15 protein-coding genes are annotated in these 14,381 nt (G+C 72.7%); 7 read left to right on the top strand and 8 right to left on the bottom strand.

All coding sequences use genetic code 11. The features are described from left to right. Nucleotides 1-329: 329 nt before the first annotated feature. Nucleotides 330-632, bottom strand: a complete 303-nt coding sequence (tatA, locus tag AB0A61_RS01380; RefSeq protein ID WP_361284235.1) for a Sec-independent protein translocase subunit TatA — start codon at nucleotides 630-632, stop codon at nucleotides 330-332. 143 nt (nucleotides 633-775) lie between these two features. Here tatA and AB0A61_RS01375 point away from each other — a divergent pair, with 143 nt between their 5' ends. After that, the gene (locus AB0A61_RS01375) at nucleotides 776-2,320 is read left to right on the top strand and encodes an LCP family protein (RefSeq protein ID WP_361284232.1); all 1,545 of its coding nucleotides are present in this window, start codon (nucleotides 776-778) and stop codon (nucleotides 2,318-2,320) included. A gap of 114 nt (nucleotides 2,321-2,434) precedes the next feature. Here AB0A61_RS01375 and AB0A61_RS01370 read toward each other — a convergent pair whose 3' ends face one another. Together AB0A61_RS01370 and AB0A61_RS01365 are read right to left on the bottom strand one after the other, a co-directional pair. After that, the gene (locus tag AB0A61_RS01370) at nucleotides 2,435-3,103 is read right to left on the bottom strand and encodes a lytic transglycosylase domain-containing protein (RefSeq protein WP_361284229.1); all 669 of its coding nucleotides are present in this window, start codon (nucleotides 3,101-3,103) and stop codon (nucleotides 2,435-2,437) included. A gap of 162 nt (nucleotides 3,104-3,265) precedes the next feature. Beyond that, on the bottom strand, nucleotides 3,266-4,393 hold the full coding sequence (locus tag AB0A61_RS01365) for a TerD family protein (RefSeq protein ID WP_361284226.1): 1,128 nt from the start codon (nucleotides 4,391-4,393) through the stop codon (nucleotides 3,266-3,268). Between the two features lie 271 nt (nucleotides 4,394-4,664). Between AB0A61_RS01365 and AB0A61_RS01360 the strand changes: the two genes are divergently transcribed. Beyond that, nucleotides 4,665-5,045: a BlaI/MecI/CopY family transcriptional regulator gene (locus tag AB0A61_RS01360; RefSeq protein ID WP_361284223.1), complete on the top strand. Its 381-nt coding sequence runs from the start codon at nucleotides 4,665-4,667 to the stop codon at nucleotides 5,043-5,045. Between the two features lie 117 nt (nucleotides 5,046-5,162). On the opposite strand, the gene AB0A61_RS01355 is transcribed toward AB0A61_RS01360, so the two are convergent. Next, a complete protein-coding gene (locus AB0A61_RS01355) occupies nucleotides 5,163-5,822 on the bottom strand; it encodes a zinc ribbon domain-containing protein (RefSeq protein ID WP_361284220.1) in 660 nt (219 codons plus the stop codon). Between the two features lie 107 nt (nucleotides 5,823-5,929). Then, on the bottom strand, nucleotides 5,930-6,421 hold the full coding sequence (locus tag AB0A61_RS01350; protein WP_361284217.1) for an N-acetyltransferase family protein: 492 nt from the start codon (nucleotides 6,419-6,421) through the stop codon (nucleotides 5,930-5,932). 221 nt (nucleotides 6,422-6,642) lie between these two features. On the opposite strand from AB0A61_RS01350, the gene AB0A61_RS01345 reads away from it, so the two are divergent. Both AB0A61_RS01345 and AB0A61_RS01340 read left to right on the top strand, forming a co-directional pair. Beyond that, nucleotides 6,643-7,272 carry a phosphatase PAP2 family protein gene (locus tag AB0A61_RS01345; RefSeq protein ID WP_361284214.1) on the top strand — a complete coding sequence of 210 codons (630 nt, stop codon included), beginning with the start codon at nucleotides 6,643-6,645 and terminating at the stop codon, nucleotides 7,270-7,272. Nucleotides 7,273-7,317: 45 nt separating this feature from the next. Further along, complete coding sequence (locus AB0A61_RS01340) at nucleotides 7,318-7,548, top strand: hypothetical protein (protein WP_361284211.1); 231 nt, start codon at nucleotides 7,318-7,320, stop codon at nucleotides 7,546-7,548. A 102-nt stretch (nucleotides 7,549-7,650) separates the two neighbouring features. On the opposite strand, the gene AB0A61_RS01335 is transcribed toward AB0A61_RS01340, so the two are convergent. After that, on the bottom strand, nucleotides 7,651-8,631 hold the full coding sequence (locus AB0A61_RS01335) for a cytochrome c oxidase assembly protein (protein WP_361284981.1): 981 nt from the start codon (nucleotides 8,629-8,631) through the stop codon (nucleotides 7,651-7,653). Between the two features lie 315 nt (nucleotides 8,632-8,946). Here AB0A61_RS01335 and AB0A61_RS01330 point away from each other — a divergent pair, with 315 nt between their 5' ends. Further along, nucleotides 8,947-9,969, top strand: coding sequence for a hypothetical protein (locus AB0A61_RS01330; RefSeq protein WP_361284208.1), 1,023 nt, complete (start codon nucleotides 8,947-8,949; stop codon nucleotides 9,967-9,969). 186 nt (nucleotides 9,970-10,155) lie between these two features. Next, nucleotides 10,156-10,521 carry a hypothetical protein gene (locus AB0A61_RS01325; RefSeq protein WP_361284206.1) on the top strand — a complete coding sequence of 122 codons (366 nt, stop codon included), beginning with the start codon at nucleotides 10,156-10,158 and terminating at the stop codon, nucleotides 10,519-10,521. Here the strand turns inward: AB0A61_RS01325 and AB0A61_RS01320 are convergent. Continuing rightward, nucleotides 10,514-11,827, bottom strand: a complete 1,314-nt coding sequence (locus AB0A61_RS01320; protein WP_361284203.1) for a hypothetical protein — start codon at nucleotides 11,825-11,827, stop codon at nucleotides 10,514-10,516. The two genes, AB0A61_RS01325 and AB0A61_RS01320, sit on opposite strands and share 8 nt — an antisense overlap. A 755-nt stretch (nucleotides 11,828-12,582) precedes the next feature. Between AB0A61_RS01320 and AB0A61_RS01315 the strand changes: the two genes are divergently transcribed. Further along, nucleotides 12,583-13,272 carry a hypothetical protein gene (locus AB0A61_RS01315; protein WP_361284200.1) on the top strand — a complete coding sequence of 230 codons (690 nt, stop codon included), beginning with the start codon at nucleotides 12,583-12,585 and terminating at the stop codon, nucleotides 13,270-13,272. Nucleotides 13,273-13,464: 192 nt separating this feature from the next. Here AB0A61_RS01315 and AB0A61_RS01310 read toward each other — a convergent pair whose 3' ends face one another. Then, a complete protein-coding gene (locus AB0A61_RS01310; RefSeq protein WP_361284197.1) occupies nucleotides 13,465-14,352 on the bottom strand; it encodes an NAD(P)-dependent oxidoreductase in 888 nt (295 codons plus the stop codon). Nucleotides 14,353-14,381: the final 29 nt, after the last annotated feature.

The following is a 14,381-nucleotide window of genomic DNA, read 5'->3' as shown; positions in this document are numbered from 1 at the left end:
TGCCGAACCGACCCCGAAGAACGGACAGTTCTACGGGCGCGGCGTGCGGGTCACTGGGCGGCCGGGCGTGCGGCTCAGTGGACGGTGCCGAACCGACCCCGAAGAACGGACAGTTCTACGGGCGCGGCGTGCGGGTCACTGGGCGGCCGGGCGTGCGGCTCAGTGGACGGTGCCGAACCGGCCCCGAAGAACGGACAGTTCTACGGGCGCGGCGTGCGGGTCACTGGGCGGCCGGGCGTGCGGGTCAGTGGACGGTGCCGAACCGACCCCGAAGAACGGACAGTTCTACGGGCGCGGCGTGCGGGTCACTGGGCGGCCGGGCGTGCGGCTCAGTGGGCGGCCGGATTGTCCTCGGTGACCGGGGGGGCCGTGGCCGTCTCGCCGGGGGCGGACTGGATGACGCGCGAGGCCTGCGCCGCGGGGGCGGGCCCGTCCTCGGCCGGTGAGGGGCCGTGAGACTGCGGGGCGCGCGGGGCCTCCTCGTCCTTCATGGCCTTGGCCTCGCTCTTGAGGATGCGCATGGACTTGCCCAGCGCGCGGGCGGTGTCGGGCAGCCTCTTCGATCCGAACACCAAGATGATCACGATCGCCACGATCAGCAGGTGCCAGGGTTCCAGTCCGTTGCGGAGCAACCCGCCCACCTCTTCTCTTCGCCGGACAGCGCCACGTACCGTACGCGTACCATCTGCCATCGTTGCTACATTGCGCAACTGTACAACCATTGGATGGGGTCAGTCGTCCCCTCCGTATGAGTCGGACGGATGAGGGCGCGAGCATGACCACCACCAGCGACCAGGCCACCCCGTCCCGCCACCGGCGCGGGGCCGAGCCGCCCCGCGACGGGGCGCGGGGCAGGCGCGGGGCGCCGGGCCGCACGCGCAATCCCCTGCGCACGGCACTGCTCGTGGCACTGGCGGTGGCCGTGCTCGCAACGGCCGGCCTGGGCTGGATCTACCTCAAGCTCAACGGCAACATCGCCACCTTCGACGGGGACGGCCTGTCCAAGAACCGGCCGCAGCCGGGTTCCTCGAAGGGCGAGAACGTCCTGGTCATCGGCTCGGACGCGCGCACCGACGGCAACAACGCGCTCGGCGGCGGCAGCAAGGACGACATCGGCCGCTCCGACACCGCCTTTGTGCTGCACATATACGCCGACCACAAGCACGCCACAGCGGTGTCCATCCCCCGCGACACGCTCGTCACCATCCCGTCGTGCAGGCTGCCCGACGGCAGTTGGACCAAGCCCCAGCCGAACACCATGTTCAACTCGGCCTTCTCGGTGGGGAACACCGAGAAGGGCAATCCGGCCTGCACCCAGAACACGGTGGAGCAGCTCACCGGGCTGCGCGTCGACCACACCGTGGTCGTGGACTTCAAGGGCTTCGCGGCGCTGACCGACGTGGTCGGCGGGGTGCAGGTCTGCCTGCCGAACGACGTGTACGAGAAGGACCTCGACCCCCACCGCGCCACCCGGGGCAGTCTGCTGTTCCAGAAGGGCGAGCAGACCGTCTCGGGCCGGCGGGCGCTGGACTACGTCCGCATCCGCCACGGCATCGGGGACGGCTCCGACATAGGGCGGATCAAGCGCCAGCAGGCCTTCGTCGCCGGTCTCATCAAGAAGATCAAGAGTGACGGTCTCACCCCGACCAAACTGCTGCCGCTCGCCGACGCCGCCACCAAGTCGATGACCGTCGACCCCGGGCTGGGCACGGCGAACAAGCTGATCTCCTTCGCCATGTCACTGCAGGACATAGACCTGCACAACACCAAGTTCGTCACCATTCCCTGGCGTTATCAGGGTGAGCGCGTGGCCGTCGTCGAACCCGACGCCGGCCAGCTGTGGGCCGCGCTCAAGGACGACCGCACCATCGACGGCAAGGACGCCAGCGGCAAGCAGAGGGAGGCGACGGCACCTGCCTCCGCGGCACCGAGCGCCGCCGAACAGGTTTCGGGCCACGGCGTCGGCGTCGCCGTCTACAACGGCACCACCACCTCCGGCCTCGCCTCCAGCGCCGCCGCCACCCTCACCGCGCACGGCTTCACGGTCACCGGCACCGCGAACGCGAGCAGCCACGACCACGCCACCACCGTGATCGAGTACGGCGTGGGCATGCGGGCCCGGGCGCAGGACGTCGCCAAGCTCTTCCCGGACGCCGAACTCGCTTCCGTGCCGGGCGCGGGCGTCAATCTGGTCCTGGGCCGGAGCTATACCCCCGGCGGCGCCTCCGCGTCGGCCACGCCCACGGCCGTACCGAGTTCGGTCGCGCAGGACGCCCGTTCCGCAGACGACAATCCGTGTTCCAACCTGACCTACGGATGATCGTGACCCGGGGATGAGCGTGACCCACGGATGACCGTGACCCACGGATGACCGTGACCCACGGATGACCGTGGCCCAGGGATGACGGTGGGCCACGGACGACCCCGCCCGCCGTCACCCGCGTACCGCGTCCCCGGCCTTGGTCCAGTTGGCGTGCAGCTTGTCCAGGTACGACTGGGCCTGGCCGCCCGGGGTCGCGCCGCGGGCGAAGGCGAGCATGTTGCCGGCCCCTGTGTTGTATCCCAGGGCCAGGAGCTCGTCCCGGGTGTAGGGGGCAGACCAGTGGGCGGGCAGCCTGGCCGCCAGGTCGTGCAGATACCAGGCCTCGGCCTCGACGGCGAGGTCCCGGTCGTCGGGCAACTCCTCCCACCGGCGGCGGGCGAAGTCACGGCCCTGCTTGACCTCGTCGAAGGTGGCACGGTGCATGTTCGCGATGCCGAAGGAGGCATCCGCCTTGTACTTCTGCCAGGCACGCTCCAGGGCGGGGTCGTGCGGCTTGTACGCCTCGTTGTAGAGGATCGCCATCACCAGCTGGGAACTGACGCCTGCCCGGCGGGCCCGGGCACGGACCTGGGCGGCGTAGGCCGCCGGGTCGTACGACGGGGAGGCCGCGGACCGGGAGGGGCGGGGCGAGCCGGCCGGCGGGGGTGACGCCGAGGCCGGGTGACCGGCGGGCGGTGACGCGTCGCCGTGCCGCGAACCCGTGGCCCGCACGACGACGTACACGGCGAGGGCCAGCAGCAGAACGGGCAGCCACCGCCACAGTGACCGGGAATGGGACATCCGCCGACCCCTCTCCTGCTCCCGGCGGCTTCATGGCAAGACCCTTGTACCCCGCGGGAAACCAAGACCTGTGCGAAGCGACCGCGTGGGAGGGCCCCTCCCACGCGGTCGGCAGGACGGCTGACGTCGCCCTCGTCCCGGGGCAGCGCCGGGACCGGCGGGTCAGTCCTCGTAGTAGTTGTTGACCACGACTTCGGGTTCGTCGTCGTCGAACGCCTCGTTCAGCAGCGCACCGCCGACCAGGCCGGCCGCACCGGCGCCGATGAGGGCGCCGGCACCGAAGCGGCGGCCGCCCTGCTGCTGGTGGTCGTGGTGATCACCGTACGGCTGTGCATAGCCCTGCTGCGCGTAGCCCTGTTGGGGATATCCCTGCTGGGGGTATCCCTGGGGCGCGGCCTGCGGGTAGCCCTGCTGGGGCGGCGTGTAGAACGGCGGGGGTGTGGTCTGCACACGCTGGGCACAGCCGCCGCACGCCTGGATCGGCCGGGGCACGCCCCACTGCGGCGACCAGGTCACGTTCGTGATGCCCGGGCCGTGGCTGGGGTCGAAGAAGCACGTCACGGAGGAACTCCCTGTCGGTTGCGGTGGGGCGGTGACGGTCGGCGGTTGCGGGGACACGACGGTCGGCGTCGGCCCCACGGAGGCGGGGGCGGGAGCGGGCGGCGGGTAAGTGCCGGTCTTGGTCTGCGGGGAGGGGGTGGTGGGGCCGGGGCCCGGCGTCGTCTCGCGCAGGACGTCGACGCCGTAGTCGGCGGCGATGCCGGCGAGCCCGGAGGCGTACCCCTGGCCGACCGCACGGAACTTCCACTCGGCGCCATGGCGGTACAGCTCGCCGAAGACCAGCGCCGTCTCGCTCGCCGCGGCGCCGGACGCCAGGTCGTACCGGGCCAGTTCGCCGCCGCTCTCCGCGTCGGTGACCCGGATGTGCGCCCGGTGCACCTGGGCGAAGGTCTGCCCGCGGGCTGCTCCCTCGTACAGGGAGACCAGGAAGACGATCTTCAGGACATCGGCCGGGACCCTGGTGAGGTCGACGTGGATCTGCTGGTCGTCGCCGCCCGCGGGGCTCCCGCCCCCGGAGTGCCGGACCGAACCGTCGGGGCTGGTCAGGTTGTTGAAGAAGACGAAGTGCCCGTCGGACGGCACCTTCCCGGACCGGTCGCACAGCAGGGCGGCGGCGTCCAGGTCGCAGCCCGTGCCGGCCTGCCAGCCCAGCCCGACCGTCACCGCAGTCAGGCCGGGAGCCTGCTTGGTCAGCGACACGTTGCCGCCCTTGGCCAGGGACACACTCATGCAGGTCCTCCGCAGCTGCTTCCGTTTCCCGCTCTCATCCTGATCAACGCGAACCCGGCCCTTTCGGTTCCATGCTTGCGCAATCCGACAAGTGACGGGCGCCTCAATGCCCGCTCACGGGGCCACCGTTGCGGGCCCGCAGTGAAACTACAACACTGTAGAAACAGTGGGAGGAAACGACGCGGGCGGGCGGCGCACGGACGGCCGCCTACGATGTGACGCCCGGTCGCCGGCCTTCGGAGGCCGGGCACGGCTGGAGGTGGACGAAGGGGTGGGGGAGCCCGATCGCCGTCGGCGCAGGGCGCAGGGCGCCCTGGAGACACAGGTGCTGGCGGCGCTGCACGAGGCCGAGGGCCCGGTGACGGCCGGCTGGGTACAGGAGCGGCTGGCCGCCGGTCTGGCGTACACCACCGTGATGACGGTGCTGGCCCGGCTGCTGGCGAAGCGGGCGGTGACGCGCCGGCGGGAGGGCCGGTCGTTCGTGTGGCTGCCCGCCGCGGACGAAGCCGGGCTCGCCGCGCTGAAGATGCGCCGGGTCCTGGACGGCGAGCGGGACCGGCGGGCGGTGCTGGCCAGTTTCGTCACCGCGCTGCCGGAGGGCGACGAACAGCTGCTGCGCGAACTGCTGGACCGGACCGGCGCGGAGGGCTGAGCGCACCGGAGCGGGTGCGCGTCCCCTCCGCGGTGCCGCCACCGACGTCGGACTCGCCCCGTGGAGGGCCGCCGGTCCGGTCAGGGTCCCAGGTGCGTCCCGCGGGGTCGACACCCCCTAACGCCGTGTGCCGCACCCCGGGCAGAAGGCCGCGCCGTCCGGCAGTACGGCGGAGCACGAGGAGCAGTGCTGGGACTGGCCCAGCCGGTGGCCGCAGCCGGAACAGAAGGCGGCTCCGTGCGTCTCGGTACGGCAGTACGGGCAGACCAACTGCCGGGGCACGGAGGGGTCGTAGCTCTGCCCGGCCTGCTGTCCGGCGACGTACGCCCGTTGCGCGGCCATGTCGTTGAGACCGCGCTGCTGCGCCGCCATGGCCTCGGCCGCGGTATCCGGGGCGCAGCGCAGGCACAGGCCCTGGGCCGCGTTCCAGCAGCGGCCGCAGACGTGGTCGGTGCAGCGTGCACAGCGGTTGAAGTGGCCCTGCGCATTGCCGATCGCCCGCTGGAAGGCGTGGTCGCGGGCCCTGCCCCAGCCCGCTCCCGCGAGCCCGTCGGCGGCGGACGTGATCCCGCTGCCGGTACGCCCGAGGAGCCCCCAGGCCACGTCGACACCCTTGCCGAGCCAGGTGGCGGCCCGCTCACCGGTGTACGGCTCGAACGGCGACCGCCAGGTGTCGTAGCAGCGCGCGCAGGAGAACTCGAACTGGAAGCCGGCCCCGGTGCCGTCGCGCTGGCACAGGTCGCGGTAGTTGTTGCTGAAGTAGATCTCGTCGCTCACGTGGTCCCCCCACAGTTCAGGCCGGCACCGGCACACACTGCCGTACGACGCCGGAAAAACGGAACCGGTTCTGGCCATCGGCGCAAGTGTTCGCCGTCCGGGCCGGCTCAGTCGACGGACGGGCTGCGGCGCTCGACGAGGACCACATCGCGCCAGCGGCCGCGGTGGCGGCCGATGCGTTCCCGGGTGCCGATGACGCGGAAACCGGCCTGGACGTGGAGGGCGAGGCTGGCCGTGTTCTCCGGGAAGATGCCGGACTGCACGGTCCAGATGCCGGCCGCGTCGGTCGAGGCGAGCAGGGCCCGCAGCAGGGCGTGGCCCACTCCGCGGCGGCGGGCGCCGGGGTGGACGTAGACGGAGTGCTGCACGACACCGGCGTAGGCGTGGCGGTCGGAGACCCGGGCGACGGCGGCCCAGCCCAGCACGCGTTCCGAGTCGTCGAGGGCGACCAGGCGGTGTTCGGGGAGCCTCCTGCGGTCGAACTCCTCCCAGGCCGGCGCCGCGGTCTCGAACGTGGCGTCGCCCTCGTCGATGCCGAACCGGTAGATCGCCAGGACCTCTTGAGCGTGCTCCGCTCGCATCACGGTGACACGGGACATGCCTCCATGGTGACGCCTGCCGTGGGCGTCCGGGGCCGGCCGGCCGATCCAGGCCTTGACCGGATCCTGAAATCGTTACCCCCTCCATCTGATAACGTCTACAAAACTGTAGACGTTCATGTTCCGGACGCCTGCCGTTCATCGCGCTTTCCGTCCCGTGCCGCCATGCGTTCCCCTCCGGAGCTCCCCGGCACTCGACCCACGGCCCGGAGATCCACCTGATGACGACTTCCCCACCCACCGTCCAGGCGCTCGACGGCGCGTCCATAGACGGCGGCCTGTACACCGACGTCACCGACTTCGCCCGCCACACACACTGGCTCAACGGGCCCGTGGCGGCCTTCTCCACGTTCGGCATCGGCCTGTTCGCGGTGCTGCTGCTGGCCGCCTGGTGGCGCGCCCGGCGCCAGGGGAGCACGGTCATGGCCGCCGTGCTGACCACACCGTTCGCCGTCGTCATCGCCTACGTCGTCAACAGCGGGATCAAGTCCCTCTTCGAGGAGCCGCGCCCCTGCCGGGCCCTGCCGCACGACTTCCTGATCGAGGCATGCCCTCCCCTGGACGACTACGCCTTCCCCAGCAACCACACCACCGTCGCCTTCGCGTTCGCCGCGGCACTCCTGGTCGTCGACCGGCGCCTCGGCGCGGTCGGGCTCCTCGCGGCCATCGCGATGGGAGCCTCGCGGGTGTACGTCGGCGCCCACTACCCGCACGACGTCGCGGTGGGCGCCCTGGTGGGAACCGCGGTCTCCCTCGTCGTCGTCCTGGCGGCGCGCCGTGTCGCGGTGCCCCTGGTGAAGCGCCTGGGGGATGGAGCACTGCGTCCGCTGCTCACCGGCCGGGCATCGTGACGGACACCGCGATCTGACAGTTGCGCAATAGCTAAAATGTCGGTCATGCAGACGACTGACGCGACCGGCTGGGAGACCGCGGTGCTCGACGGGGGCCCCGCCGACGGCGTACGCATGCGGGTCGTGGACCGGCCCCGCGTGATCCAGGTGACGTACCCCTGCGAGGTCGAGGCGGCGACGGCCGGCCTGCACGCCGAGGCGGTGTACGTCTACCGGCGCGACCACCGGGTGACCAGCCAGCCGCTGCGGTACGGCTACGACGTCGCGAGCCCCTGAGACGCCCGCCGCGCGACACGGCCCGGCCGTCCACGCCGATGCCCCTGCGCCCCGGGCGCCCGCCGGACGACAGCGCGCCGGGCAGTCGGCTCGGGCCCCGCGTCAGTCGTCGTGCCGCTGCCGCCGGATCCGGGCGGCCACGTCGTTCTGCTCGGTCTCCCACCAGGGGCGTACCAGCCCGGGTGGGGGAACCTGGCCCGGATGCGGCTCCGCCGCCACCGCGGGGGCGAGTTCGGCGTCGAGGCGGCGGTCGAGCGCCACCGTCTGGACGCGCTCGGCGCGCGCCCACTGCACGAGGATCGCCAGCAGGAAGGGCACCGCGACCAGCTCGGCGATGCCGAGCATCGCGCCGCCGCCGACCTGCTGGTCGTGGTGGACGTCCGGCGCCCAGGACGGCGAGTGGTGCAGATACCAGGCGCCCGCGATCAGCGAACCGTGGGTCATCACCACCAGGCCCGGCACGGCGTCGACGACACTGTCCAGGAAGACCAGCGCCGCCCGTACCGGATGGGTGCACCACGCGGGCAGCGTCTGCTCATGGGTGAGCACCGGCACCACGAACAGGCAGCCGGCGGCCAGCAGGTGCAGGTACATCAGCTCGTGCAGCCAGCCCACCCGCAGCGCGGTGGCGAAGTACGGCGTGAAGTACACGGTCAGCTCGGTGGCAAGCACGAAAAGGGTGCTGACCAGCGGAAAGGTGAGCACTCGCACCACCCGACCGGTCATGGTCCGGCGCACCCGCGCGGCGGCGTCCCCGGGCAGCGCCTCGACCGCGAGCCGCAGCGGGTCACCGAGGGCCAGACCGAGCGGCGCGACCAGGTCGAGCAGGATGTTCTGCACGGCGGCCGGCCAGAACAGGACGTGGTCGTAGACGGCCAGCCCGGACATCGTCGCCACCACGAGCGCGCCGAGCCCGAGCGCCCCGAACGCCACGGCCCGGGCGAGCGGCCAGCGCTCGCCGCGCCGGCGCAGCCGCACCACTCCCCAGCCGTAGAGCGCGCCCAGGACGGCGACGAGCAGCAGGGCGGGTACGTCCGGCTGCCACGAGGACAGCAGACGGCCGGTGGTCAGCTCCGGCGGCATGCCCGCGGACAGATCAGTCACCCCGTGACCAACCATGCAGATCGTCCTCCTTCGGCCCACACGGGGGCGAGCCGACTCGGTTCCCCCCGGGACGGTAGTCCCCCGCCGCTCGTGGCCGGACGGCGGGGTCGGCGCCACCGGCGCGCGGCCCCGGCACCGGACGGGGCGACGGAAGGGAAGGGGGCCGTCCCCGCCGGGGAATCGGTGCCTGACGCGATCTGCGCACCTGAGGTTCCGTGGCATCGGCTACAGCGTGGCGGCCCTGACGAGGGCTAGATTCCGATGCGTACGGTTGTGCGCGCTGTGGGTGGGGACGTGCTTCGAAGAGCCGAACAAGAGTGCAGCGGTGCCGGGGGGATTCCGTTCCATCACGAGGGACCCGGCGACACCGGGTGGGGGCACCCGCGTGCCGTCCCCCGGCGGCTGGCGCGGTTCGTCGCACGCACCCTGCGCAACGAATGGCACGCCATCGTCGTCGACCCGGTACGGCGGCTCATGCACCGTGGACTGTCCGGGCTGGTCCTGGCCTTCGTGGCCGCCTTCGGCGTGATCTTCTTCCACGCGCTGGCGCAGCGGCCGGCCGGCGCGGTGGCGGTACGGATCCTGGGCGGCGTCAGGGCCGACCTGCCGCTGTGGCTGGCCCTGCTGCGCACCCCGGTGTCCCTCTACGTTCCGGCCCTGGACCTGCCGGTGTGGGCGGGCATCACCCAGTTGTTCCTCGCGTTCGCGCTGGCGGAGCTCACCCTCGGCCGGGGCAGGACGCTGGCCATCTCGTACGCGACCACGCTGGGCGGCACCCTGACCGTGCGGGTGATGATCGCGCTGGGGCCCGGCTGGGGCGGGCTGGGACTGCCGCCCGAGATCGGGCAGGTGCTCGACACCGGGCCCTCCGCCGCGGTCGTGGGCCTGTTCACCTACCTCTCGATCGTCCGCCGCGCCCCGGTCGTGTTCTTCCTGACCGGCGGGTCGATGGTGTGGGAATCGGTCGCCAAGCCCAACCTGGCCGGACGAGAGCACCTGATCGCGGTGGCCGCCGCGATCGTCCTGGGCCTGCTCCACGGACGGCACCTGAAGTGGCTGTCCGCGCGGGCCCTGAGCCGGCTCACCGGCCAGGGCGGCCCGTTCGGCCGGGGCTGGTCCCCCGGGCAGCCGGGCGGCCCCGTACCGGTGGCCGACACGCCACGACCGGCCGCTCCCGTCGCCCGGCCCGGAGCGCTGCGGGTGCCCCGCCGGGCGGCCGCGTCACCGACGGGGTTAGGCGAACAGGCGACGGCCGTGAGGAGTTCCGCACGCGACCTCGGCAAGGGCGACGTCGTACCGGAGGGCCTGGAGCCCTGACACACCACCGCCCGCCGCGAGAGGGGCGCGGACCGGGCTCGCCGCGCACCCGGAAGGGTCCCGTACGCCCCCGGCGACGTACGCACGCCGGGTGCTTATCCTGAACGGCAGACGCCGGCGCACCTGCCCTGCACGGCGCTTCGGAACGGCCGCACCGGGCGCGGCCGTACAGGGGGAAGGTGACCGATGGACTGGTTCTGGTGGGTGCTCATCGTCTTCTGGACGGGTGGCTTCGCGTGGCTCGCCGACAACGTCCGCACCGCGCTGCGCAACCGTCACCAGCGCAAGCTGGAGCTGCTGGAGGCCGCCAAGTCGGAGCGTCTGGCCGTGGAGGCCGCGCACAAGCCCCCGGAGCCGGTGTGCGGGTGCACCCACCACCTGGCCAAGCACGACAAGAACGGCCGGTGCCACGAGCGCGTGGAGGTGCCGACGGCCTGGGACGAGAACAAGAAGCCGCTGCGCTTCGAGCCCGGCCAGTGCAACTGCCAGCGGTACGTGGGCCCGCAGCCGCTCTCACAGGTGTACGCCGAGGAACTGACCGACCTCACCTGAGAGTTCCGCGTCCGCCCTTCGATTCCGGCCGTCCTGACGGCGGCACCCTCCGCACCGTCGGACGGGTCCGCGCGCCGGCCCGCGGGGGGCGCCGCACCTCGTTGCCGCGGGGGCGGGAGGGGTTCGCGGGCACCTGCCGCGGCACGTCCGCACGACCGGGCGTCCCGCAGGTGTCCCGGGCCGCGCTCGCGGGCCCCGGCGGCAGGTCCGCCGCTTCCCGCACACCGCGCAGATGGCGGGGCGTGCGCTGGGGCCACCACAGGACGTACGCGGCGGAGCCGACCGCGAAGGCGAGCCGGATCAGCCCCTGGGCGGAGTCGGAGGGCACCATCAGGGCGCTGCCGTAGAGGGAGATCAGGGCGATCCAGCTCACCCAGGGGACCAGGCGCCGCTGGCCGATCGAGTCCCAGATGAGGGTGCCGAGGAGCACCGAGGCGTTGTAGTAGGTGTACACGCTCGGATCGAGGACGATCCGGGCGTCGGCGGCGAGGAGCACCACGGCCGGCCAGCGGTGCCTGCGTACCGCCAGCCAGCCCAGGGTGATACCGAGGGCCATCTGGGCGGGACGGTCCCACCAGGGGGTGGCCGCGTCGTTCACACCGAACCAGCGCAGGGAGGAGGCCGGCTGGTTGGGGATGGTGAACCGCGCCGCGGCCAGCGTCTCCAGGTGGGACAGGTAGAACGGCAGCCAGGCCGCGGCCACCAGACCGACCAGCCAGGCGGCCGAGCGCAGCCGCGTGGGCCGGGGCAGCGCGAGCAGCAGCGGCAGGAAGCCGACCGCCCAGGGCTTGGAGTCCACCGCCAGCGCCAGGAAGACGCCGACGGCGGTGGCGTTGCCGCGTACCAGGGCGCGCACGGCGAGGGTGGTGAAGAACAGCGCCAGTACGTCGTCGAGGTGGGCGAAGCGCACCGAGACCTCCACCCACATCGGGATGAAGGCGGCCCCGGCGATGAGCACGCGCTGCTGCAGGCGTTTGTGGTTCAGCCCGGTGCCGCGGTAGTGGTCGGCGGCCGCGCGGCCGACGAGGACCAGCATGTAGAGCCCCAGGCCCGACATGAACGCGTCGGCGAGTTTCTCGCCCACTGCGGCTGGGAAGGGTGCGAACAGTCCGGCGACCACGAAACTGACCGGGCCGATCTGCAGCTCGGGGTGGTTGGCGTACAACGCGAGGCCGCCGCCGGGCACCTGGCTGAAGAGCAGTTCCTCACCGGTTCTCAAGTAGTGCCAGGAGACCGCTCCGTGGCGTTCCGCCACGAAGAACCAGGCGGCCGTCCAGGCGGTGAGCAGCGCGTTGTGCCACCGCACTGGATAGCGTCCGATCCGGCCGATCCGCGCGCCGTCCCCGGGCGTGGATCCCGCGGATTGGGCAGGTATGGCCGGTTTGGCCGGTTTGCCTTCATCCCCGTGCCGCACGTTCCGTCCTTCCTCCAGACGCCCCGTTGCACGGGCTGTCTGTCGTGAATGGCGGGAAGCATAGCGACACACTTTCCGAATAACGCAACTACGGGGTGAACTCCCGGCTCCACTAGCGGCGTGTCGGACAGGGTGTGGCGTTTTCGGACACCCGTGGCGAGCTCCTGAGACCCGACGGGAATCCTCGCAGGAGCGTCACAAAGGCTGCACACAGTCTTTCGAAAGCCTCGTTAGCGTGGCTGGCCGCTCGGTTCCCCATGCGAGCGTGCTCAGGCCACGGCCCGGCGGGCCGGCGGCACGCCAACTCAGGAAGACCACGGATGGACTACTGCTCCTCGTGTCGTCGGCACCTCAACGGCGCCCTGGTGTGCCCGGGGTGTGGCGCCTACGCCCCGGACATCGCTCCCGACGTCGCGTCCGGCGCGGCACCGTCCGCCGTGGGCGGTTCCGCGGCCGCGGGGAGGGACCCGTGGACCGGGACCGAGCCGGCCGTGAACCCGCGGAGCGAGATCTCGTGGACCCGAACGCGCACGCAAACGCAGCCGCACACGCAGCCGGAACCGCAGACGGAACCGCGCACGGAAGCGCCGGCCGAACCCGTGCGGACCGGGAGCCCGGAGCCCAGCCCGTCCGCCGAGCCCGCGCACGTGCCCGCCGCACGCCAGGGGCTGGGACGGGCGGCCCGGCGCCGCCGGCTGGCGCGCTGGAAGAAGACCCAGCGCCGGGCCCTGGTCGCGACCGCCGTCGCGCTGGTCGGAGGCGGTCTGACCGTCGCCGGCATGGACCGGCCCTCGGGCGGCGACCGGGCCCAGGCCGCCACGGCGCCGCAGACCCCGAACGCGGGCACCGTGGACGGGCAGCCGGGACAGACCCTCCACCCGTCGACGCAGCCCGGCACCGGGGGGCCGTCCTCCGCCGGCCCGCAGCAGCCGGGCACGCCCGCCGTCCCGCACCGGCAGTCCGCCACCACGCCGTACGGCGCCACACCGGACGCCCGGCCCGACGGTGCCACCACTCCTCGTACGACGGTCCGTGCCGCGGCGCCCGCCCCCGCGCCGGCGGCTCCGCAGCCGCAGGCCGCGTCCCGGACTTCCGGTGGGGCCTCGTCCGCCGCGGCGTCGGGATCGGGATCCTCCGGCGGACCGTCCTCCGCGGGAACCTCCTCCGGCACGACATCCGCCGGAACGTCCCCCAGCCACACCGCCACGTCCTCGGGCCAGTCGTCCGCACCCGCCGCGTCCAACGGCTCGGCCACCGGAACCCCGCAGGGCAGCGGGCCCGCGGCCACCCAGCCGTCCCCGGCCCAGCTCTGCCTGCTCGTGGTCTGCCTCGGCTGACCGCCCCGGACAGGGCTTAGGGGGTGTCGTTTGGATCACCGCGGATCAGGCCGCGGCGCATGGTGCGGTGCATCGCAAGGCGGAGCATCACCCGCGTACCGGGCGTACTCGGGTGATGCGACAACGCGGCGAGGTGCCGTGCCAGGCGTCGCGGACCCGCGGTGATCCGAACGACACCCCCCAGGGGTGTCGTCAGGCCCGCTTCTCGTCGAAGCTCGCGAAGTAGGCCGCGGCCATGTCCTCGTCGGCGTGGCCCTGGGCGGCGGCGCGGGCGAAGCGCTCGGCGGCGGCCCGGGCCACGTCGAGACGGACACCGTGCCGCTCGGCGGCCTCGGTGATCAGGCGGGCGTCCTTCTCCGCGGTCTTCACCGCGAAGCTCGGCGGCGTCAGGCGGTCGTTGAGGACGAGGTCGGCCTTGGCGTGCAGATAGCCCATGTCCAGCGGGCCGCCGCGGACGAGGTCGAAGAAGCCCTCCGGGTCGACATCGAGCGCCTTGGCGAGGGCCAGGACCTCGCCCACCGCGGCCGTGGCCGCCAGCACCCAGCTGTTGGTGACCAGCTTCAGGCGGGTGGCGGCGGCGGCGGCGCTGTCCTGTGAGATCCATGTCGTACGGGCGCCGACGGCGTCGAACACCGGCGTCACCACGTCCCGGCCCTCGGCCGGACCCGCGGCCAGCACGATCAGCTGCCCGGCCTCGGCGGGCTGACGGGTGCCGAGCACCGGTGCGTCGTAGAACACCAGCCCGTGCTCGCGGGCCAGTCCGGCCATTTCACCGACGGACTCCAGCCCGGCGGTGGTCGACTGCGCCCAGGCGGCACCCGAGCGCGCCGCGGGGGCGGCCTCGCGCATGACCTCCAGCACCGTACCGCCGTCGTACAGCATGGTCAGTACGACGTCGGCGTCCCGCACGGCCTCGGCCGGGCTGTCGGCGATCCGTGCGCCGTCGGCGGCCAGCGGCTCGGCCTTGGCGCGGGTGCGGTTCCAGGCCCGGACGGTGTGTCCGGCCTTCAGCAGGTTGCGGGCCATCCCGGAGCCCATGATCCCGGTGCCCAGGACGCTCACGGTGCGGGTCTCGGTCATGTCGTCGGCTCCCTGATCCGTACGGCGGT

This window comes from Streptomyces sp. NPDC046197 (assembly GCF_040646295.1).
GTDB lineage: Bacteria > Actinomycetota > Actinomycetes > Streptomycetales > Streptomycetaceae > Streptomyces.
Note: the sequence above shows the minus strand (reverse complement) of the source record. Positions and strands in the feature narration are given on the sequence as shown.

Excerpts from the sequence above, each read along its gene's own strand:
- AB0A61_RS01375 (WP_361284232.1), top strand. The coding sequence starts at position 776 with ATGACCACCACCAGCGACCAGGCCACCCCGTCCCGCCACCGGCGCGGG.
- AB0A61_RS01370 (WP_361284229.1), bottom strand. The coding sequence starts at position 3,103 with ATGTCCCATTCCCGGTCACTGTGGCGGTGGCTGCCCGTTCTGCTGCTG.
- AB0A61_RS01365 (WP_361284226.1), bottom strand. The coding sequence starts at position 4,393 with ATGAGTGTGTCCCTGGCCAAGGGCGGCAACGTGTCGCTGACCAAGCAG.
- AB0A61_RS01350 (WP_361284217.1), bottom strand. The coding sequence starts at position 6,421 with ATGTCCCGTGTCACCGTGATGCGAGCGGAGCACGCTCAAGAGGTCCTG.
- AB0A61_RS01345 (WP_361284214.1), top strand. The coding sequence starts at position 6,643 with ATGACGACTTCCCCACCCACCGTCCAGGCGCTCGACGGCGCGTCCATA.
- AB0A61_RS01340 (WP_361284211.1), top strand. The coding sequence starts at position 7,318 with ATGCAGACGACTGACGCGACCGGCTGGGAGACCGCGGTGCTCGACGGG.
- AB0A61_RS01335 (WP_361284981.1), bottom strand. The coding sequence starts at position 8,631 with ATGCCGCCGGAGCTGACCACCGGCCGTCTGCTGTCCTCGTGGCAGCCG.
- AB0A61_RS01325 (WP_361284206.1), top strand. The coding sequence starts at position 10,156 with ATGGACTGGTTCTGGTGGGTGCTCATCGTCTTCTGGACGGGTGGCTTC.
- AB0A61_RS01310 (WP_361284197.1), bottom strand. The coding sequence starts at position 14,352 with ATGACCGAGACCCGCACCGTGAGCGTCCTGGGCACCGGGATCATGGGC.